The organism is Burkholderia sp. Ac-20349, from assembly GCF_017104865.1.
Classification (GTDB): Bacteria; Pseudomonadota; Gammaproteobacteria; order Burkholderiales; family Burkholderiaceae; genus Burkholderia; species Burkholderia aenigmatica.
This window is the reverse complement of the sequence record NZ_JAAGPM010000016.1, coordinates 18,479-39,063: the sequence shown is the minus strand read 5'-3', so window position 1 is coordinate 39,063 and position 20,585 is coordinate 18,479. Positions and strand designations below refer to the sequence as shown.

Genomic DNA, 20,585 nt, shown 5'->3' with positions numbered 1-20,585 from the left:
CGTATGACTATTGACTCTGACGATTTACTGCCGTATTTCGAGCGCGAAATGGCGTGGCTGCGCCGCTCGATGCGTACGTTTGCGCAGCGTGTCCCTAAAATCGCGGCTCGTCTAGCGATTACGGGTGAGCACTCGGAAGATCCGCATGTCGAACGGTTGTTGCAGTCGTTTGCATTGTTGGCGGCGCATCACAAGATCCGGCTTGAGGACGACGTACCTGCGTTCACGCGAGCGTTACTTGAGACGCTCCACGGTGCGTTTCTGCGTCCATTTCCCTCCTGTGCGATTGCGCAGTTTCACGGCAGGCGCGACACCAAGCAGACTGAACCGCGTTTCATTCCGCGCGGAACACAACTGGTGGCGCCTGCTCGACAGGTGTTCTGTACGGCGGCTGACGTCACACTGGTGCCGCTGGCGATTTCGGCTGTTCGGTACACGACATCGGCAGTCGCGCCGATGCAAGCGATCTTGCCGGCCGACACGACCGGCCTTTTGTCCATCACGCTTGAACTGACTTCGCAATCGGCTCTTTGGGAAATTGCGCCGGACGTGCTGCGTTTGCATCTGACCGGAGCGCGTGAGGTTGTCGCGGCGCTTGCCGACGGCGTGCTACTGCATACGGCGCGCGCGTTTGTGGAACTGGATGACAGCGGGCGCTGGAGCCGGGTGGACATGCCGCTCGCGGCGGCGGGCTTTGACGATGCTGACTCGCTGCTTCCCATGCCGCGCGACGCTGCGGTTGCGCCCTATCACCTGCTGATGGAGTACGGCGCGTTTCCGGCTCGCTTCGACTGGCTTGATTGGAATCTGGAGCGATTGAAGCGGACGGCCGCGAATGCCCGGCGGGTCACATTGCACCTGGCGCTGACTGGTATCCACCCGGATTCTCATTGCGCGCAGCGATTGGCTGCGGTATCGGTCGACAATCTTCGCCTGTTCTGCGCACCGGTCGTCAATCTATTCCCGAGTGGTGCCGAGCCGATTGAGACACAGGCCGGGCTGGCGTATTACGCACTCAAGCCGCTTGCTGCGAAGACGGCAGCAGCCCAGACCGAAGTCTGGTTGGTCGATCAGGTTCGGCAGGCCATTCCGGACGGCGTCGCGATCTTGCCGCCGTTCCAATCATTGCAACACGTGATCAGCACGGTACCCGCGCTGTACTGGATTCTGTTGCGTGACGAGGCTCGGCGTGCACCGAAGGCTCCGGCCGAACCTCTGAAGCCGGGGCTGAAGGTATTGCTGAAACCGGCCGCGGCGGCGAAAGTCGACCCGCTGCGAGGCCTGGAACTGGCGCTAGTGAATGCGAACGGCGCACCAGCCGATCCCGCGGAGACGCGTCAGCTCGACATCACCCTGTCTTGCACGAATGGCAACCTGGCGAACATGCGTGAGCGGCATTTGGCACTGCGAGCCGGTGACTCGGCGGGTGACATTGTCCTGTTGGCCGCACCGAGCCCGAGTAGCGCGCCGGTTTACCGGCACGGGGAGCTTTGGGAACTGCTGTCGTGGCTGGTTCCACAGGCGATACGACTCAATGTTGATGGGCTCGGGCAGTTCAAGCAGATGTGCATTCGTTTCGCGATGACCGCACCGGACGCAGGTCGTCGCTTCGAGGCGCTGACATCACTGTCGACCGTGCGTGTGCGGCGCTGGATTCCCGGCAAGCCTGCTTCCGCATTTGTACCGGGCCTGGAGATTCGGCTCGCGATCGACGAGCAGCGCTTTGCGCAATTCAGCCTCGATGGGCTGGGACGCATATTGGATCGACTTTTTGCGCCCTACGTGCAGATCAACAGTTTCGTGCAGATTACGCTGCTGTCGGCCAATACCGGCGTAACGCTTCGAAGTGGCGAGCCCTGCCCGGGCCTGCAGTCGCCTGTCTGATCGTTCGGATCACGGTGGATTTGAAGGCAGATTGGCGGAAATTACACGACATTCGGTATCTTTCACCGTGTCGGAATTTGTCTTACAGTAGCGAGGCCTCACGCCAACCCACCGGCAGAGGAGAGAACCTGAGATGAAAATAAAGGAATAAGAATGAGTTTCGCCCAGAATGGCGGTATTCCGAGCGGTTTTGGCGGGAATTCCTTGGGATCGCTGAGCGCGCTCGGCGGTCTTGCCGGTCCGATCGCGTCCACTGTAGCCGGTCAAATCGGTCCGCTCGCTGGCGTTGCCAGTCATCTCGATACCGTGCAGCGCGCGGTCCAGCTCGCGCAGACCGGTTTCTCCCTGATGGAAAAGACGCCGGCCGCGATTGCCGACGCGATCAATAATGCGGTCGGGGGCGTGGCTCGCCTGACACAGATGAACCGGTACGTGACGATCGATACGCCACTCGGTCCTGATGTGCTATTGGTCAGTGCGGCGGTCATTGACGAGCATGTGAACCGCTTGCCGGAAATTCAACTGGATCTGCTGTCGCACCAGCATGACCTGACCCCCGATCACCTGATTGGGCAGCCGATCAAGATTCAACTCGATCATCAGGCACAACAGTCGACGCTGGAGCGTATTGTCGCGTCGGGCAGCGATGGCGAGGACAATCGCTTCTTCGATGGCTACGTTGCGTCGTTCGACCGCGCGGGTAATCCTGGTCGAGTGACGCAGTACCACATGACGGTCGTGCCGTGGTTCTGGTTCCTCACCCGTTCGACCGACTGCCGCATCTTTCAGAACAAGACATCCCGCGACATTCTCACCGAGATTTTCCAGGAGTTCGGCTTTACTGACTTTGAATTCGATATTCGGACCGAGCTGAAGCCCATCGAATACATCGTGATGTACCAGGAGTCGTACTACAACTTCTGCGCCCGTCTGATGGAACAGGAAGGCTTGATCTGGACGCATCGCTACGAGCAAGACAAGCACATCCTTGTCATCGGTGACACGAATTTCGTGTTCCGGGCGATCAAGGGGCTTGCCACGGTACCGTATGCGGACCGGGAATCAAGCGAATACAACGGCATCGACCAGTTGCACGAAGGCCGGCGCTTTGGTGTGGGGCGAGTTACCTACCAGGATTTCAATCATCAAAATCCGTCGTCACCCCTGATGCTGGCACAGGCCGAGCCGCAGACGCTCCAGCATGCTCGACTCGATACAACGGAGCGATTCGAACATCAATCGCTCTACGATCACGGTGACGACGGCGATCGCTATACGCGCATTGCGATGCAGGCGGAAGAAGCGCAGGCCCATCGCTATACCGGTGGCGGTTACGCGTGGCGGATGACCGCTGCTGGCAGCGTGACGGTGACGAATCACCCGGTGCTGGCGAACAACCAGGAATACGTGATTCTGCATGTGCGGCATGAAGCCGTGAACGACTATACGGAGCACGCGGCGAAGCTGCCGTATCGCAACTCGTTTTCGCTACTCCCAAAGAAAATTCCGTATCGCTCCCCTCGAACCACGCCGAAACCGGTGATTCACGGTACGCAGTCGGCAATCGTGGTGGGGCCAAAGGGCGAGCAGATTCACACCAACGGCAGTTGCGTGAAGCTGCACTTTCTGTGGGATCGCCGTGGAAAGATGGACGGCTCTGATTCGATGTGGATTCGCGTGTCGCAACCGTGGGCAGGCGACGGTTGGGGGGCTGCGGCGATTCCACGAATCGGCCAGGAAACCGTGGTCGCGTTCAATCAAGGTGATCCGGATAACCCGGTCATCGTGGGGCGCGTATACAACGGTGAGCAAGGCAATCCGTATCACGGCGCGGCTGGCCAGACGATGGGGATCAAGAGCCAGACGCACAAGGGCGGGGGATCGAATGAGCTGCGGTTCTCTGACGTGAATGGCGCGCAAGAAGTCTTTCTGCACGCGCAGAAGGACATGAACACGCTCATCAAGGATGCTGAAACGCATACGGTCGAAGCTGGCGCGCGGACGGTTTCGTTGCTCAAGGGCAGCGAGACGAAGCAAATCGCACAAGGCGGCATGAAGGAAATCATTGCCCTGACGCGCGATACCACCGCGAACGTCATCAATACGAAGGCCATCGCGAGCAAAGCCGGACCGGGTATGCAGAGCCATCAGGCAAGCGACGGTATCGAACATCGCGTCGGAGACGGCGTTGTGACGATGAAGCCGGACAGCATCAAGCTGACCTTCGGACCTTCGACGATTGTGATCAATGCAAATGGCATCTATCTCGACGGTCCGGTTATCCATTTGAACCGCGGTAGTGCGCTGTCTGCCGAACAAGCGCTTGCGCTTGAGTGGTCGGCCGCTCAAGCGATGATCGCGCAGGGGTTGGCGAGCCCCGATCCCGCGACACGGGCGGCGGCCGCCAAGCTGGCGAGTTCGATGAGAGCGCAGCAATTGGCAAAACTCGCCGATCACGTGTATCACCCGAACGATCCACCGCCCACCGGATGGAAGATGGCGACCAACGATCCGGACGCGCTCAAGGCATTTGGCCTCAAGCCGAGCGATTTCGAGAAAAGCGGTAGCAACTTCGGATCGCAGATGTACGTACCTGATCCGAAAGTCTTCGGTGACAGCATGAAGCCGACAGTCGCATTCAAGGGGACGCAGCAGCTCTTCGGCGAAGACATGGGCAACAACATGGCGCAAGGGCTGGGTGCGGATGCCCCGTACTATCGTAATGCGGTCACGATCGGCAAGAATATCGAGACCACGGGCGCATCGTCCGGCGTCGATTTCACCGGCCATTCGTTGGGGGGAGGGTTGGCCTCTGCCGCGGCCGAGGCCAGTGGTGGTTCAGCGGTGACGTTCAATGCCGCCGGCCTCAATCCCGAGACCGTAGCCCAATACGGCGGGACCTCGCAGGTGGCCAATATCACGGCCTACCGTGTCGATGGCGATATCCTGACGGGGCTGCAAGAAGGGCGACTCGGACCGATCAGCGACGGTACTGCGGCGCTGATGCCGAAAGCGGTTGGCAGCCCTGTCACGCTGGATGGCGAGAGCGTGACCACGGTCGGCCGTCACCTGATGGGTGACGTGACGAATGGGATCAACCAGCAGGTCGCGAAGGATCAACTCGATCTGGTTTCTCAAATGAATTCATCTCACTGATGCGATATAAAAAAGCGATAACCGCCGGCGCGATCGCCGCACTCGTTGGAGTGACCTCGCCGCTCTGGTGGCCTGCTCAAGCCCAAGGGACAAACATGACTGGTTTCAAACGGTACGCACCGGAAGAATTTTTTTCGGGGCAGCAACTCACCTTGGCTCAGGCCATTCATGACGGCGATCTGACGCGCGTTCAGCAACTCGCACCGAAGGTCGACCTGAATGCGGCAGGTGCGAAAAACACAACGCTGCTGTCGTATGCCGTACAGGAAATTGTCCCGGTCAAGAACGACGCATCCAATGTGCGGTACCAGATCATCTCGGTACTTCTGAAGAGCGGGGCCGACCCCAAGGCGGCCGTCGGTTCCAGCGGCGGCTCGGTGGTCGACGTCGCGTTGCGAGCCGATACGCCGAACGTGCTTCGCGTGTTGCTGAACGGCGGGCTCGATCCCAACTGGCTCTATAACGGCGACACACCGATGATTTTTGCGGTGTCCGAGAACAGGCTGCTGCCGCAGTTGAAGTTGCTGATCGAGCACAAGGCGAACGTGAACGCTCGCGATTCGCTTGGAAAGACGGCGCTCTTCGAGGCGACGATGATTCAGCAATGGGACATCGTCGATTACTTGCTCGCGCACGGCGCGGACCCGAAGGTCGCCAGTCAGCTTGGCGTTTCGTACGGTTGGGTGCTGCAAAACGAACTGAAGAACCACGCGGCCGCGAATCCCGAGGCACGCACGCGAATCGAAGAGATTCGCCGCAAGATCGTGTCGGCCGGCGCACCGTGGCCGCCGCTGGACCCGAAGGCGCAACGCGCGGCGATGCGCGCACGTGGTGAGAAAGTCGTGACGCCGGCCGGCCAGACGGACTGAGTATGACCCTGACAGGTGACGAACTGAGCGATGGACTCGGGAAAGATGAGCGCGTTTGATTCGTTGCCGTGCGTGAAGCGAGAGGCTGTCCTTGGCGCGTCCGGGGCGTTGTATGTCTTCTCGCTGATGATGCCGGCGATGTATTTCGAAAAAGAAGCACCGTTGAGCGGGGTCGCGGTGCTTGCTCAGGGCTGGTGTGGGGTGTTCATGCTCAACCCCGCATGGCTTGCCAATCCGTTCTACATCGCCTCCGCCATTCAGCTTGCCCGACGCCGATACGCCCGTGCCAGTCAGTTCTCCGGCGCGGCATTCGTTTGCGCACTGTGCTCGCTGTTCACGACAAAGTGGTACTTCAATGAAGCCGACGCGACTCCGATTTCCAGCTTCGGGATTGCGTTTTACGTGTGGCTCTTCGCGCAACTCGTATTGCTGTTAGGCAGCGTGCGTTTGCGTCGAGACGCAGTCGATGTACAGACGGGCAAATGAGCATCGGTGAGCGCGGACGGCTGATTTCGATAACTTCCAATTTCCACGCATGACGAGAGAACCAGCATGACGGATTCCGAAAACCGTATCCGGATTCACGAAGGCAGCATTGTTCTGCCGGACGGTTTCGAGGATCGCACGACCAACCTTTTTGTGCCGGCCGACACGGCAGCGCAGCCGAACCTCAGCGTGGCGCGCGATTGGCTCAAGGACGGTGAAATGCTTGCGCCGTATATCGATCGCCAGATTGCGTTACTCAAATCGCGGTTGCAAGGCCATCGGGTGTTGTCGCGTCAGGCTGAGCGACTCGGGCCTGAAACGGATGGCATGCCGGGTGAACGCATCGACGCGGCCTATCGGAATGGCTCCAAGACGGTTTTTCAGCGGCAGGGCGCGTTCATCGTGGCCCCGGGGCGCGTGCTGATCTTTACGGCATCGAGTGCGAAAAGCTTCGGTGAAACACTCGATGCGCTCTGGCGGAACTGGCTCGACGGCTATCGTCCTGCCGACCAAGAATAACAACAAAGGACAATCACCGTGTACGAAGCCGCACGCGTTACCGATCCGATCGATCACACCAGCGCGCTCACGGGTTTTTTGATCGGGGCTGTATTGGGCATCGCCCTGATCGCCGCCGTGGCATTTGCCACATTCACGTGCGGATTCGGCGTGGCATTGCTGGCGGGTATGGCGGCAGGGCTTGGCGCACAGGCACTCCTGTCAATAGGCGAGTCGATCGGCAAGATGTTCAGTTCGCAGTCCGGCAACATCATGACCGGCTCGTCGGACGTCTACGTGAACGCCAAGGCGGCGGCCTACGCGACGATGAGTGGTGTGGCGTGCAGCAAGCATCCCCCCATTCCGCTCGTCGCGCAGGGCTCGACGAATATCTTCATTAACGGGCGTCCGGCGGCCCGCAAGGACGACAAGATTACCTGTGGTGCAACCATTGCCGATGGTTCGCACGACACGTTCTTCCATGGCGGTACACAGACGTGCTTGCCGATCGACGACGAAGTGCCGCCGTGGTTGCGAACTGCGACGGATTGGGCGTTTGCCTTGGCGGGTCTGATTGGGGGCTTGGGTGGGTTGTTGAAGGCGGCCGGCGGCATGTCGCGGGCGGTCATGCCGTGCGCTGCGAAATTCATTGGCGGCTACGTGCTTGGCGAAGCCGTGAGCCGCTACGTTGCCGGGCCGGCGATCAACAAGGCGATCGGCGGGATGTTCGGTCATCCCGTCGACGTGACGACGGGCCGGAAGCTTCTGGTGGCCGAATCGGAAACCGATTACGTGATCCCGAGCCCGATGCCGGTCGCGATCCAGCGGTTCTATTCGAGCAGTATTGACTACGCGGGCACGCTCGGGCGCGGCTGGGTGGTGCCGTGGGAACTTCGTTTGCACGCTCGTGACGGTCGCCTCTGGTACACCGACGCGCAAGGGCGCGAGAGCGGCTTTCCTTTGCTGCGCGCCGGACAAGCTGCGTTCAGCGAGGCCGAGCAACGGTATCTGACCTGTACGCCGGACGGGCGTTACATCCTGCACGACCTCGGCGAGACGTATTACGACTTTGGTCAGTATGATCCGGATTCAGGCCGTATTGCCTGGGTACGCCGCATCGAGGATCAGGCGGGGCAGTGGTGTCAGTTCGAGCGGGACAGCCGAGGCCGCGTCACCGAGATCCTGACGTGTGGCGGGCTGAATGCCGTGCTTGCCTACGAACCGGATCACGGGCGCCTGGGTTCGGTCACGCTTGTTCGTGGCGCGGCGCGGCGACTCGTCGTTGCCTATGGGTACGATGAAAACGGGCAACTGGCGTCGGTGACGGATGCGAACGGGGCGGTGGTGCGCCAGTTCACGTACGCCAATGGCCTGATGTCGAGCCACACGAACGCGCTGGGTTTCAGGTCCGGTTACGTCTGGGGCGTGATCGAGGGTGAGCAGAGGATCGTCGCGACGCATACGAGCGAAGGCGAGCGCGCGATGTTCGAATATGACGTCGAGGGTCGACAAACCCGCGTAACGCACGCAGACGGCCGCACGGCACACTGGCGCTTCGACGCACAGTTCCAGATTGTTGAGTACACCGACTTCGACGGTGGACTCTATCGAATCAAATACAACGACGCCGGCATGCCAACGATGCTGATGCTGCCCGGCGAGCGGACTGCGGCATTCGAGTATGACGACGCGGGCCGGATCGTTGCCGAGACCGATCCACTGGGCCGCACGACCCGTACCCGCTATGCCGGCAACAGCATGCGGCCCGTAGAAGTAGTGGGGGCAGACGGGGGCGCCTGGAGGGCCGAATACGATCATCAAGGCCGACTGTTGTCGAGCACCGACCCGCTGGGTCGCGAGGATCGCTATGAGTACCCGAAGGGCTTGACCGCACTTCCGGTCGCTCACATCGATGCCCGTGGTGGGCGCAAGACCCTGGAGTGGAACAGCCTGGGTGAGTTGGTTGCCTACACGGATTGTTCCGGCAAGACCACGCGTACCAGCTTCGATGCGTTTGGCCAGCCTCTCGCGCGGGAGAACGCGCTGGGGCAGCGTACCGAGTACGACATGCGCCCGACCGGGGAGCCGGGCCGCATTGCGTATTCCGACGGCAGTTCGGAGACGTTCGAGTACGATGCGGCCGGGCTGGTGGTGCGGCACATCGGTCTTGGCGGACGTATCCAGCAATCGTTGCGCAATGCACGAGGGCAACTTGTCGAGGCGATCGATCCCGCCGGGCGACGGATTCACTATCGATACGACGTCGACGGGCGGCTTCGCGAACTCCAGCAGGGCCATGCTCGCTATACGTTCAAGTACAGCGCCGGCGGGCGCCTGCTGACCGAAACCCGCCCGGATGGCGTTGAGCGGCGATTCGAGTATGGAGAGGCGGGCGAGTTGCTGGCGCTGGACATCGTCGGCGCGCCGGACGGTCATGCGACAAAAGATCGGCCGATTCGCACCATTCGACTCGAACGAGACCGAATGGGCAACCTGAAGGTGCAGCATACGCCGACCGAAGTCACGCGCTATGAGCATGACAAGGGTGATCGGCTGGTGAAGGTCGAGCGCACGCCGACGCGGACCGGTACGGCACTCGGCCTCACGCCGGACGTCGTGGAGTTTGAATACGACAAGGTTGGCCGACTGGTTGCCGAACACGGCGCAAACGGTACCGTCGAGTACACGCTCGACGAACTCGACAACGTGACGGCGCTCGCGCTGCCGCACGATCAGACGCTTCAGATGCTGCGTTACGGCTCCGGTCACGTCCACCAGATTCGCGTGGGCGATCAGGTGGTGAGCGACTTCGAGCGAGATGATTTGCATCGCGAGGTCACGCGAACACAGGGGCGACTGACCCAGCGCTCTGCTTATGATCCACTCGGCCGAAAGGTCTGGCAGTCGGCGGGCTTCCAGCCTGAGGCGCTGGGTCGTGGTCGCGGCCAGGTGTGGCGCAACTACGGATACGACGCCGCTGGCGAGTTGATCGAGACGACCGACGGCCTGCGTGGCAGTACGCAGTACAGCTACGACCCGGCTGGACGGCTGACGAGTTGTGCCAACACCATCGATCGGCAACTTGAGCAGTTCGCATGGGACGCTGCGGGCAACCTGCTCGATGAGGCGCAGCGTCGAAGCCGTGGCTACGTTGAAGGCAATCGTCTGCGCATGTGGCAGGACTTGCGTTTCGAGTACGACCCGTTTGGCAACCTGGCGACGAAACTGCGCGGCGCGAACCAGACACAGCGATTCACGTATGACGGGCAGGACCGGCTAATTACTGTTCGCACTCAGGATGCGCGTGGAGTTGTGGAAACCCGCTTCGAGTACGACTCGCTCGGGCGGCGTCTTGTGAAGACCGATACCTCTTTCGATGTGCGCGGCATGAAGCAGCGCACGGAGAAGAAACGCTTTGTGTGGGAAGGGCTGCGACTCGCGCAGGAGATACGCGAGACTGGGGTGAGTAGCTATGTGTACAGCCCGGATGCGCCGTATACCCCTGCGGCACGTGTCGATGCGGTTATAGCGGAGGCGCTGGCGGCAGTGGCGATCGACACGGCGAAACGCGCGGCGCGGATTTATCACTTCCATACCGATCTGGTCGGAGCGCCGCTGGAGGTCACCGACGAATCTGGCGAGCTGGCGTGGGCGGGTAAATACTCAGCGTGGGGTAAGGTCGAGCCGAGCGCGCGTCAACTGACTGCCGCGCGGACTGATCAGCCGCTCCGCTATGCGGGACAGTACGCCGACGACAGCACGGGCCTTCACTACAATACTTTCCGGTTCTATGATCCGGATGTTGGGCGGTTCATCAATCAAGATCCGATTGGGGTGCTGGGTGGTGACAATCTGTATCAGTACGCATCGAATCCGACAGGGTTGATCGATCCGTGGGGGTTATGTGGCACTGCTGCAAAGACTGAAACGTTTGAGGAGTGGGTCGCAAGAAGCAACGGTAAAGCGGACGTGTATCTGAGAAGTACAGGAAAAAATCCGGTTGACTATGTCGGAATATCGAAGACTCCGGCTGAGCGATATGCGACTGGGCTTGGTCATAAACTTCGACTTCTTACGGATGAAACGGGGCAGTTGCTTAGAAATCAAGCAAGATCAGTTGAGCAAGCTATAATCGAAGCAAAGCGAGGCGTTTTTTCCAACGTGGATAACAGTATTGATCCAGGTCGTGCCTTTTATAAGGATGCGGTTTCGTGGGGGCAGAATTGGCTGAAGGAAAACGGATGGGGGCATCTACTGGAATGAAGCAAGTACGAGTCAAGGATATTGTTGGCCTCTTGGAAGGTGGTGCAAAATCCAATCCGACGCAAGGAGATTATTTTGTTATGCATATGCGGGGGATTGGCTTCATTCCAGGGCTGGTGGTGAAGGATGATTTCAAGTATGGTGACGAAAATCTCATGGTAATTTATATTTATAATGAGATTTGTGCCGATAAAGATGGAAAATTCAAAATGGATAAGGAGAATTTGATCGTTCCTCCCGCTCTTGTGACCAAGATGGATTGGAGGGCGAATGGCGGGTTTGAGACAGTGGGGCGATTGAAGAGCGTAGAGATGGACGTATTTTCGGATCATTGTTTTTACGATGATCTGAGAATGCGCTACATTAATGGCGAAAAAAAGATTTGTGAGAAATTTGAGCCATGTGGGATTTATGCTATTTCTAATATTGGGGCGGAGGCTGTCGGGATATACGAGAAATTGAATCCCGGTGTCAGAGTTATTGAATAGATTGTGTTTGACGAAGAGGGTCGCTTTAGTGGCTCTTTTTGCATTCATTGCAAGTAATGTGGTGCGTGGCGGTGCAATAAATCGCTAGAGACGCAAACGCAAACGTGAACCATGCCTTTTGACGGAAGACGACAGAGTACTTCGGTGGTCTAGGAAAGTTAATGCATGGTAGATAAGGTTTGGCTGATGCTGATCCAATATCGCAAGTTAATTGAATTGGCAAATACACGGCGTGGGGCAAGGTCGAGCGCGAGTGCGCGTCAACTGACTGCCACGCGTACCGATCAGCCGCTCCGCTATGCGGGACAGTACGCGGACGACAGCACGGGCCGTCACAATACTTTCCGGTTCTATGATCCGGATGTCGGGCAGTTCATCAACCAAGATCCGATTGGGTTGCTGGGCGGTGACAATCTGTATCGGTACGCAGACAACTCAGTTAGCTGGACCGACCCTCTTGGACTGGCCCGGACGCCAGGGCACTTCCTCAAATGGATGTGGTCGCGGCCATCGACAGGGCAACACATGGAAGGTATCGAGTTTAGCGGATCGGATAACCCTAAACCAGGGCGATTAATTTTTTCACGGCAGCCTGCGTTCACACTGAAGCAAAAGCTCTCACCAAAAATTGAAGGGAGGCAGTCAGGTGATAAGTTATATTTCCGTGGTACAAAGCCCCCTGTAATCCTGATGGCCGGGGATGCTCTGCAAGAATGAGCAAGTATGGATGTTAGGACTATCGCGTGAAAGATCGAATTAACATTTCAGGTCAGAATTTCGAATTTGCAGGGTATGCTGCGAATGGATTTCCTCGATTTGTGCATGTAGGTAGTGGCATCGCGTTTCAGTATGTCTCAGGTGGCAGTTTTATGATGGGTTTTTCTGAGGCAGAGGAACATGCGGCCTTCGCAATATCTGATGTTCCACAACTTACTGCCGAAGAAATGCGACCGGTGCGGCGTCGCGTTGTTCACCCAATGCTCGTTTCCGTCGCCCCTGTCCTCAATTTTCAGTGTTCCGACGAAAAGAGTGAGTTTCCCTACGGACCTGCATATCTGAGCCGGGAAGATGCTGAAAGATTTGCAAGTGGAATTGGGTGCCGGGTGCCTGGCGAGGCAGAGTGGGAATATATTTGCCGTGCGGGTACGCAGACGCTGTTTCCTTTCGGCGATAACTTGCCATCAGAGGACGTGCTGGAGAAATGGTTGTCGTCGGATTTCACATCGTTGATAGCGTATTTTGAGTCGCGCCCGAACTTTGAGCCTGTCCAAGATCTACAATGCAATGCGTTTGGCCTTTACGGCATGACCAATCCTGAGTGGTGTCTGAATCGCTTCACGACAAGTCTGGCGCCCAATGCGCCGCAATTAGACGGGAGCTACGTTGTTCGAGGCGGTGGAGCCTATTTCTGGCCTTGGCAGGATGAGGAATGGGTGTGGTGTGTCTCGGCGATGCGTTCACCTTCATCAGGACTTGAGGAAGGGTTGGCCTGTCTCCGGTTGGTGCTCAACGTGCGGGCAAGCCAGCTACACGCTGAGATCCGCCATGCTGGATTTGATTTGCCTGCTGATAGTCGCGAGGACGATAGTAGCCGTGACGAATTGAATGGCGAGTCGAATTGATACCTGCACGGTTTACGTTCAGTTGGTTGGTGTGCGGCGTGCACGGTCGTTTATATAGCTAACCAACTGGCAATTACGCGGCGCGGGTAAGGTCGAGCTCAGATTGAAACGACCGATGGCCTGCGTGGCAGCACACAGTACACAGCTACGACCCGGCTGGACGGCTGACGAGTTGTGCCAACGTCATCGATCGGCAACTTGAGCAGTTCGCATGGGACGCAGCGGGCAACCTGCTCGATGAGGCGCAGCGTAGAAGCCGTGGCTACGTCGAAGGCAATCGTCTGCGCATGTGGCAGGACCTGCGTTTCGAGTACGACCCGTTTGGCAACCTGGCGACGAAACTGCGCGGCGCGAACCAGACACAGCGATTCACGTATGACGGGCAGGACCGGCTGATTACTGTTCGCACTCAGGATGCGCGTGGAGTTGTGGAAACCCGCTTCGAGTACGACTCGCTCGGGCGGCGTCTTGTGAAGACCGATACCTCTTTCGATGTGCGCGGCATGAAGCAGCGCACGGAGAAGAAACGCTTTGTGTGGGAAGGGCTGCGACTCGCGCAGGAGATACGCGAGACTGGGGTGAGTAGCTATGTGTACAGCCCGGATGCGCCGTATACCCCGGCGGCTCGTGTCGATACGGTCATCGCGGAGGCGCTGGCGGCAGTGGCGATCGACACGGCAAAGCGCACGGCCCGGATTTACCACTTCCATACCGATCTGGTGGGCGCGCCGCTGGAGGTCACCGATGAATCCGGCGAACTGGCGTGGGCGGGGAAATACACGGCGTGGGGCAAGGTCGAGCCGAACGCTCGTCAACTGACGGCCGCGCGGACTGATCAGCCGCTCCGCTATGCGGGGCAGTACGCCGACGACAGCACGGGCCTTCACTACAATACTTTCCGGTTCTATGATCCGGATGTCGGGCGGTTCATCAACCAAGATCCGATCGGGTTGTTGGGTGGTGACAATCTGTATCAGTACGCGTCGAATCCGACAGGGTTGATCGATCCGTGGGGTTGGTTCTGTGGTGCATCTCAGGGACATCACCCCATTCCCAAGTTCTTGGGCGGGAATCAGAAACAAAATTTGATTACTCTAGCGAAGGATCCTCACGTCGAATTTCATAATCAACTGAATAGCAATCTTAAAGACTTGTTTGGTATGAGAGGTGGCGGGCCTGGCGGCGGCGCAGCTGATTGGCAACAATTTATGACGCGTAATCCAGGCGCGCAACGACAGGCCTTAGATGCCGTTCTGAATTCAGCACGATCTGTCGACGCAAAATATGGAACACAGCTAACAAGTGCTGTATGGGATAACATTATTAATGGTAGATTCGCCACGTTCCCATGAAAAAAGAATATTTTTATCTTCTGTATTATTCTGGCATGGATCGAAATGATTTCGATCCGTTGTGGTATGGGCAGAATGAGAAATTTTTTTGCAAGACCTGTCATCGCCAAAAGAACTTTGAATCTTCGCTCGATGTGATAGTTGATGGTGACATCCGAGAACTTACGGATATGCCATTTATTGGGCTGATTCCTGGCATCATGTCACGTCGTATTCTTGATTGGTTGGGGTCGGACGCCGACATATATTTGAATATTGGAAAAGTATTCTCTCAAATGGGTGGCGTGAGAAAAGAGCAACCTTATTTTAGTTTTACGGCGAAGCGACCATATATAGTATTGAGGGGAAAGAATCCGGATGTGCTAATGGGAAGGCCAATTCCTGAGGATGAGAGAATTTATATCTGCCCGGAATGTGGATTCAAGTCTCGTCGAGAACGAAGGCCGTTTTTTTTGCTAAAATCTGAGCGTCCTGGAGATCCAATCTCGTGTGCTGATCTTGGGTTGCTAATTCATCAAAGCGTCTACGAAAAAATTGACCAAACCAAGTTGAAAAAGGTCAGGGTTGAAAAAGTGGAAATTGTGAATGAGTAGCGCCATACCTTAATGGAAAGAAGGGCCGCGCAAGCGGCCCTTTGTGCATCTATGAGGGCATTGCTTCGGGTCCGTGTCTGGCGTTGGGCTGGGGGCCTCGGCTCTGGCGCACAGGACGCGGCTTGGGTACGGCCCCTTCTCCTTCATCGGATGGCAGGTTCGCTACAGGGTGTGGGCCAGCGCAGCGCAGGGGGAATGGACCCTGCGGGCGTCGCAACGACTGCCGTTCGAGTGGGGGAAAATTCAACCCGACGCGCCGCCGGTGCACGTGCCTCGACCACAGAACACGCGCTTTCAAGGGCAGTATCTGGACCCCGATCCCCGACTACACTACAACTCGTTCCGGTTTTACGAGCCGGACATCGGACGCTTCATCAACCCGGACCCGGTGGGTACAACCTGCACCAGGACGCGCCGAATCTACTGCCGTGGATTGATCCTTGAGGGCTTGTTCTTCTTCGAGACCAACGAAATTGAATGAGGGAAGGACGTTGTTGTCGCAGAATGAAGTTGACAGAAGGCTTTCTAAAGCAAACGTTAAATCTGTGGATGCCCGAGGGAGTGTAAAGGGAATGCATGCTAAAAACTCAGGTCTGCGCAGCCGAGTACCCGAGCTCGAATCGGTAGTTAATCAACTAAATGGTTGGACTTCTGAACAGGGAAGAGAATCTTTGGCGATATTGATTTCTCGACTTGAGCGGTTTTCTAGAATGGAGCGGTCTGATCCATTCAAAGAATTTTTATCAAATTCAGAATTTTCAATCAAGTTGCTTGGGTTCGCGAAAGATGGTTGCGATGATGTTGGCGTCGTGATTAATGTGATTTCGGCGTTGGGGAATATGATTGATAGGTACGGGCTTCTGCCGTCAGACTCTATTTTTGATTTTTTTGTTGATTTGATGAATGAAAAAAGGGTCGCCTATCATATTTCAATTTTTATAACAAAATTCCCGCAATTCAAAAGGCTTCCATCTAGATGGGATTATGTTGTTTCGATTCCTCGTATAGCGCCTCGGTCGGATTCGGCCAAGAATTTTTGCGCTGAAATTAAGCGCGCGATAAAGTGTGGTGAAGTTATTCCGCCGGAGTATCGGGATAAGGTGGTCGCTATACTTGATGATTTTTCGTCGAAAACAAAAAGTAAGGTTATGGAAGAAGAGTATAAAACAACCATTTCCTATCTGCTTGGGAGTTAATTTCGTTTTTCTGCAGGGGCTCTTTGAAGGGGATTCGTAGCGTTAAGAGGTTTACTTGCGCTGCGATCCCTTGGTTGCTTCTCGGCGACGCATTTGCTGCTTCCGTATTGGCAACCTGGCGACGAAACTGTGCGGCGCGAATCAGACACAGCGATTCACGTGTGACGGGCAAGACCGGCTAATTGCTGTTCGCACTCGGTATGTGCATGGAGTTGTGGAAACCCGCTTCGAGTACGACTTGCTCGGGCGGCGTCTTGTGAAGACCGATACCTCTTTCGATGTGCGCGGCATGAAGCAGCGCACGGAGACGAAACGCTTTGTGTGGGAAGGGCTGCGACTCGCGCAGGAGATACGCGAGACTGGGGTGAGCGGCTATTTCTACAGCCCGGATGCGCCGTACACCCCTGCGGCACGTGTCGACACGGTCATAGCGGAGGCGCTGGCGGTAGTCGCGATCGACACGGCGAAACGCACGGCGCGGATTTACCACTTCCATACCGATCTGGTGGGCGCGCCGCTGGAGGTCGCTGATGAATCCGGCGAACTGGCGTGGGCGGGCAAATACACGGCGTGGGGCAGGCACTCGGCCTCAAGCCGGTCAGGGCTGCTGTCCGTCCACGACAGGCTCAAGGAGGCGGACTCCGCGTCGCGGCACCCCATCCATCGCCGCGCGGCACCAGCCAGCCGACAGGTTGAACGCAAACCGGCTGCGGCACCTGCGCGCGCCGACGCGGCGGGTGCCGTCGCGCCACGCCTCGCGAGCTATCATATGGCTCGCCCGTGCGCGATGCCGGACGGGCCGCGACCGTTTCCCTTCACCTGCTGCACGCTGCGACGCCAACCATGAACACCACGCCGGATACGCCCACGCCACGCGCCCTTCGCGAACTCACGCCCCTCGAGGCCCGCATTCTCGGTGTGCTCGTCGAGAAACAGCACACGGTGCCGGACACCTATCCGCTGTCGCTGAATGCGCTGACCTCGGGCTGCAACCAGAAAACCGCGCGCTCGCCGGTGATGAACGTCAGCGAGGATGAAGTCACGACCGCGCTCGACGGGCTGAAGCACCTGAGCCTCGTGATGGAAGGCAGCAGCAGCCGCGTGCCGCGTTTCGAGCACAACGTGAACCGCGTGCTCGGCATCCCGAGCCAGGCGATCGCGCTGCTGACGATCCTGCTGCTGCGCGGCCCGCAGACGGCCGCCGAACTGCGCCTGAACAGCGCGCGCCTGCACGGTTTCGCGGATATCTCGTCGGTCGAGGCATTCCTGGACGAACTCGCGGCGCGCGCGCAGCCGCTCGTCATCCGGCTGCCGCGCGCGCCGGGCGCACGCGAGAACCGCTGGATGCACCTGATGTGCGGCGAAGTGAACGTGGCCGACTTCGCGGGCGCGGATGCCGGCGGTGCCGATTCCGTGCCGCCGTCCGAATTCGAAGCGCTGAAGGCCGAACAGAAGCGCCTCGCGGATGAAGTGGCGCGATTGAATGCGCTGGTTCTGCGGATGGCCGGCGAGCTGGGCATCGACGTCGACGCGCAAGGCGACGCGTCCTGACGCCGAGGGCGGCGGTGCCTGCCTATCGGCCGGCTCCGTCGTGGCACAGCCGGGCTGGGGCGCGATGCGGATACCCCCCCGCATCGCCGCGTTACTTCAGCTTGACGCCCGGTACGAGATAGCGCGAACCGCCCGGTTTCAGGATCGGTGCCAGCGCCGCGAACGGCGCATCGAGCTGCGGCCCGAGACAGGCACCCATTGCGTGCCCGATACCGGAGACGACAAACGACAGCTTGCCGGGCGCATCGAATTCGAACGCCAGATACTGCGGGAACACGTCGGCGCATGCCATCGAATCGCTTTCGCCGTCCGTCACGTGTTCACCCTGCGTTGCCTTGTCGCGCAACCGCGTAATGAAGCTCACTATCGCGGGGCTCGTTCCCGGATCGCCGTCCTTGCCCACCGAAGTCGCGTCGATCACGCGATTCCAGTCGAGGTACGTACCACGCAGCAGGTCGAACGTGACCGGATCGTAGTGATTGTTCGGATGGGCGCCACCGCAGTACGTACTGCCCGATTCCACGATGCCGAGTGCCGCGGGTGACAGCCACGTGACCGTCACCTGTTCGTCGTCGTAGTCGCCGAGCGAACCGGCGGCCGGCCCGTCGTCGGTGTAGCGGGTCGACGCGCATTCGAGCGCGGCGAGATTCATCTGCCAATGCTGCTGCTCGAGCAGGCGGTTGACCCGTGCCATGACCGCCGGATCGGGATGGCGGCTCAGCCGCGGATACATGAGCTTCGTGCGCGGGTCGCGCCACATCCGGTACGCGACGGTCCCGCTTCCGATCTCGGGGCCGGCCGGCTGCGCGTGCCCGGCAAGCTTCAGCGTCGCATAAGGCGCCTGCCGCATGTCGATGGCCACGCCGCTTGCGATACCGCTGCCGACGCCACCGGCGATGCTGTTGGTAACGGCTTCGACGGAGCCGGGCGCAACCGCGTCGGGATCGTATTCAGCCATGCGCCGCAGCGTGAAGCTGCGCGTCTTGCCGGTGCGCGCGTCGGTCCACTGGCCGCGATAGCCGCCCTTGTCCCGCGTGCCGTGCCAGGTGGCCGCGGCATGATCGAAATCGGCTTGTTCGCCGAATCCCAATGGACTGCGCGCCTCGTCCGGCAACTGCGTTCGCACGAGCGGTTCGATCAATTCCGCGGGCGTGCCGTGCAGCGGAATATCGACGCCGTGCTGCGCATAGAAGTAGCGGCCCGAGATTGAACCATCCGCAGCCGGGCGATTGTCGAGTTCCATCACGACGGCGCCGGCGCCTTGCAGCGTTCCTTCGTAGACCGTGCGCGGCGCGGCATTCGCGAAGCTCGCGTGCAGTGCGACCAGCACCCACGCTGTCCGGATCAGCGGGCGCATCACCAGCGGCACCCGGTCTGTTCGGATGCGTCGACATCCAGCGCGCGGCCGAACGCGGTCTTCTTGCCGGTGCGCGCGCTGGTATAGGTCATCGAATAGATGATCGCGCCCTGGGACATCATTTCGTAACGCCCGTTGATCCTGCCGTCGACCATTTCGACCCAGGTCGTCGTGTACTGGTGCGGACGGCTTTCGTCGAGCACTGCGTCTTCCTCGTGCTCGATCACCAGCGGCAGGGCGGTTTTCGATTGCGCATACCGGACCATGCCGCCCGACCATTTGACCGCATCGTCATAGTAGGTGCGCATCTCGAAGCGCACGGGCTTGTCGCCCTCCGACCTGAAGCAGAACACGTCGGTGGACACCTTGGCGAATGCCGGCAGCGACAGGCAGAGCAGCGCGGCGGTGAGGACTGTTTTCATCGCGTTGTGTGAGAAATGATGCGGTACGTCAACCGATGCTGATCCGCGTGGCGCCCGCATCGACGAGCTGGAACAGCAGATCCTCGACGGCCGCTCCGGGTGCGGAGCCGAGATCCGCATTGACGCGCCACCCGTGCTCCGTGCGAACGGGTTCCGACAGATAGTGAACGATGGCATGCAGCCCGTCTTCGCCCGGCGTGTTCTCGTCGTCGACATCGAACCACGCGAAGAACCACGTCTTGAACGCATCGACCGCCGCACTTTCGTCGAGACCGTCGGCCTCGATCGTGGCCCAGTCCCACACGAACGGGCGGATCGACACGGCCGCCGTTTCGAGGGTGAACGCGAACGGCTCGAAATCCAGCTGCGTGGTCGAATCGACCATCACCGGCTGGCCGGCCGATTCGCCTTCGGTTGCGATGATGTCGGACCGGCACGGCAACGCGAGCGGCCCTTCGGTGGCGAGCGTGCCGTCGGCCCGCCGGTAGGCCGGTTCGACGAATACGGCCGGTTGCGCGGCCGCTTTCGCGAGCCGGTCGGCATACGGTTGGCGGATGGCGTGGAGCAGTTCGGAGACGGTCATCGTGGCGTGTCGGTTGGGCAGGGAACGATCGGTCACAGGCAGGCGGTGCGTCGCGCGGCCGGCATCGCACGACGCGGCCTTCGGTGCCGGACAGCCGTGATCGTACGGCACTTCGGCAAAACGCGGACAGTCGGCCGAACGGCCGGCGCGCCCCGCGTCGCGCGGCGACGGGTTTAGACGTTTACCTTCAAACAATGGAAAACGCCCATCGAGTGCGGGCGCGTTGTGCTTCAATGAATCCGGTTGGTACTCCTACTAAAATTAC

At 59.0% G+C, this 20,585-nt stretch carries 16 protein-coding genes and 2 pseudogenes; 15 read left to right on the top strand and 3 right to left on the bottom strand.

Translation table 11 applies throughout. The annotated features are described in order from the left end of the window. Positions 1-3 precede the first annotated feature (3 nt). From tssF to G3N61_RS08630, 15 genes and pseudogenes are all read left to right on the top strand, one after another. Positions 4-1,884 (top strand): type VI secretion system baseplate subunit TssF, encoded by a 1,881-nt coding sequence (tssF, locus tag G3N61_RS08700; protein ID WP_205822186.1) that lies wholly within the window; start codon positions 4-6, stop codon positions 1,882-1,884. 153 nt (positions 1,885-2,037) lie between these two features. Beyond that, on the top strand, positions 2,038-5,040 hold the full coding sequence (tssI, locus tag G3N61_RS08695) for a type VI secretion system tip protein TssI/VgrG (RefSeq protein WP_205822185.1): 3,003 nt from the start codon (positions 2,038-2,040) through the stop codon (positions 5,038-5,040). Continuing rightward, positions 5,040-5,909 (top strand): ankyrin repeat domain-containing protein, encoded by an 870-nt coding sequence (locus G3N61_RS08690; RefSeq protein ID WP_205822184.1) that lies wholly within the window; start codon positions 5,040-5,042, stop codon positions 5,907-5,909. The genes tssI and G3N61_RS08690 overlap by 1 nt, the downstream gene beginning before the upstream one ends. A 45-nt stretch (positions 5,910-5,954) precedes the next feature. Further along, positions 5,955-6,395: a hypothetical protein gene (locus tag G3N61_RS08685; RefSeq protein ID WP_205822183.1), complete on the top strand. Its 441-nt coding sequence runs from the start codon at positions 5,955-5,957 to the stop codon at positions 6,393-6,395. A 66-nt stretch (positions 6,396-6,461) separates the two neighbouring features. Beyond that, a complete protein-coding gene (locus G3N61_RS08680; protein WP_089451600.1) occupies positions 6,462-6,914 on the top strand; it encodes a DUF1795 domain-containing protein in 453 nt (150 codons plus the stop codon). Between the two features lie 18 nt (positions 6,915-6,932). Beyond that, positions 6,933-11,156: an RHS repeat-associated core domain-containing protein gene (locus tag G3N61_RS08675; protein ID WP_346778560.1), complete on the top strand. Its 4,224-nt coding sequence runs from the start codon at positions 6,933-6,935 to the stop codon at positions 11,154-11,156. Beyond that, a complete protein-coding gene (locus G3N61_RS08670) occupies positions 11,105-11,644 on the top strand; it encodes a hypothetical protein (protein WP_143331040.1) in 540 nt (179 codons plus the stop codon). The genes G3N61_RS08675 and G3N61_RS08670 overlap by 52 nt, the downstream gene beginning before the upstream one ends. Before the next feature lie 165 nt (positions 11,645-11,809). Next, the gene (locus G3N61_RS08665) at positions 11,810-12,361 is read left to right on the top strand and encodes an RHS repeat-associated core domain-containing protein (protein ID WP_089451602.1); all 552 of its coding nucleotides are present in this window, start codon (positions 11,810-11,812) and stop codon (positions 12,359-12,361) included. Positions 12,362-12,387: 26 nt separating this feature from the next. Further along, on the top strand, positions 12,388-13,266 hold the full coding sequence (locus tag G3N61_RS08660) for an SUMF1/EgtB/PvdO family nonheme iron enzyme (protein ID WP_143331041.1): 879 nt from the start codon (positions 12,388-12,390) through the stop codon (positions 13,264-13,266). Between the two features lie 102 nt (positions 13,267-13,368). Then, a pseudogene (locus G3N61_RS08655) lies at positions 13,369-14,285 on the top strand (RHS repeat-associated core domain-containing protein); the annotation flags it as partial. 329 nt (positions 14,286-14,614) lie between these two features. Further along, the gene (locus tag G3N61_RS08650) at positions 14,615-15,211 is read left to right on the top strand and encodes a hypothetical protein (RefSeq protein ID WP_205822182.1); all 597 of its coding nucleotides are present in this window, start codon (positions 14,615-14,617) and stop codon (positions 15,209-15,211) included. 169 nt (positions 15,212-15,380) lie between these two features. Continuing rightward, on the top strand, positions 15,381-15,692 hold the full coding sequence (locus tag G3N61_RS39465) for an RHS repeat-associated core domain-containing protein (RefSeq protein ID WP_346778559.1): 312 nt from the start codon (positions 15,381-15,383) through the stop codon (positions 15,690-15,692). 10 nt (positions 15,693-15,702) lie between these two features. Beyond that, positions 15,703-16,407: a hypothetical protein gene (locus tag G3N61_RS08640; protein WP_205822181.1), complete on the top strand. Its 705-nt coding sequence runs from the start codon at positions 15,703-15,705 to the stop codon at positions 16,405-16,407. 109 nt (positions 16,408-16,516) lie between these two features. Beyond that, positions 16,517-17,005, top strand: a pseudogene (locus G3N61_RS08635) (RHS domain-containing protein); the annotation flags it as partial. Between the two features lie 245 nt (positions 17,006-17,250). Beyond that, positions 17,251-17,958 carry a YceH family protein gene (locus tag G3N61_RS08630; protein WP_205822180.1) on the top strand — a complete coding sequence of 236 codons (708 nt, stop codon included), beginning with the start codon at positions 17,251-17,253 and terminating at the stop codon, positions 17,956-17,958. A 91-nt stretch (positions 17,959-18,049) separates the two neighbouring features. Here the strand turns inward: G3N61_RS08630 and G3N61_RS08625 are convergent, their stop codons facing one another. From G3N61_RS08625 to G3N61_RS08615, 3 genes are read right to left on the bottom strand one after another with little or no spacing between them, the layout of a single operon-like run. Then, positions 18,050-19,315, bottom strand: coding sequence for a hypothetical protein (locus G3N61_RS08625; protein ID WP_205822213.1), 1,266 nt, complete (start codon positions 19,313-19,315; stop codon positions 18,050-18,052). Further along, on the bottom strand, positions 19,315-19,737 hold the full coding sequence (locus tag G3N61_RS08620; RefSeq protein ID WP_205822179.1) for a hypothetical protein: 423 nt from the start codon (positions 19,735-19,737) through the stop codon (positions 19,315-19,317). Before G3N61_RS08620 ends, G3N61_RS08625 begins: the two co-directional genes overlap by 1 nt. A 28-nt stretch (positions 19,738-19,765) precedes the next feature. Further along, positions 19,766-20,320 carry a hypothetical protein gene (locus G3N61_RS08615; RefSeq protein WP_205822178.1) on the bottom strand — a complete coding sequence of 185 codons (555 nt, stop codon included), beginning with the start codon at positions 20,318-20,320 and terminating at the stop codon, positions 19,766-19,768. Positions 20,321-20,585: the final 265 nt, after the last annotated feature.

Bases quoted from the DNA above. Each gene is read 5' to 3' on its own strand.
- G3N61_RS08630 (WP_205822180.1), top strand. From the start codon at position 17,251: ATGAACACCACGCCGGATACGCCCACGCCACGCGCCCTTCGCGAACTC.
- tssI (WP_205822185.1), top strand. From the start codon at position 2,038: ATGAGTTTCGCCCAGAATGGCGGTATTCCGAGCGGTTTTGGCGGGAAT.
- G3N61_RS08650 (WP_205822182.1), top strand. From the start codon at position 14,615: ATGAAAAAAGAATATTTTTATCTTCTGTATTATTCTGGCATGGATCGA.
- tssF (WP_205822186.1), top strand. From the start codon at position 4: ATGACTATTGACTCTGACGATTTACTGCCGTATTTCGAGCGCGAAATG.
- G3N61_RS08690 (WP_205822184.1), top strand. From the start codon at position 5,040: ATGCGATATAAAAAAGCGATAACCGCCGGCGCGATCGCCGCACTCGTT.
- G3N61_RS08685 (WP_205822183.1), top strand. From the start codon at position 5,955: ATGAGCGCGTTTGATTCGTTGCCGTGCGTGAAGCGAGAGGCTGTCCTT.
- G3N61_RS08625 (WP_205822213.1), bottom strand. From the start codon at position 19,315: ATGCGCCCGCTGATCCGGACAGCGTGGGTGCTGGTCGCACTGCACGCG.
- G3N61_RS08665 (WP_089451602.1), top strand. From the start codon at position 11,810: ATGGTAGATAAGGTTTGGCTGATGCTGATCCAATATCGCAAGTTAATT.
- G3N61_RS08615 (WP_205822178.1), bottom strand. From the start codon at position 20,320: ATGACCGTCTCCGAACTGCTCCACGCCATCCGCCAACCGTATGCCGAC.
- G3N61_RS08680 (WP_089451600.1), top strand. From the start codon at position 6,462: ATGACGGATTCCGAAAACCGTATCCGGATTCACGAAGGCAGCATTGTT.
- G3N61_RS08620 (WP_205822179.1), bottom strand. From the start codon at position 19,737: ATGAAAACAGTCCTCACCGCCGCGCTGCTCTGCCTGTCGCTGCCGGCA.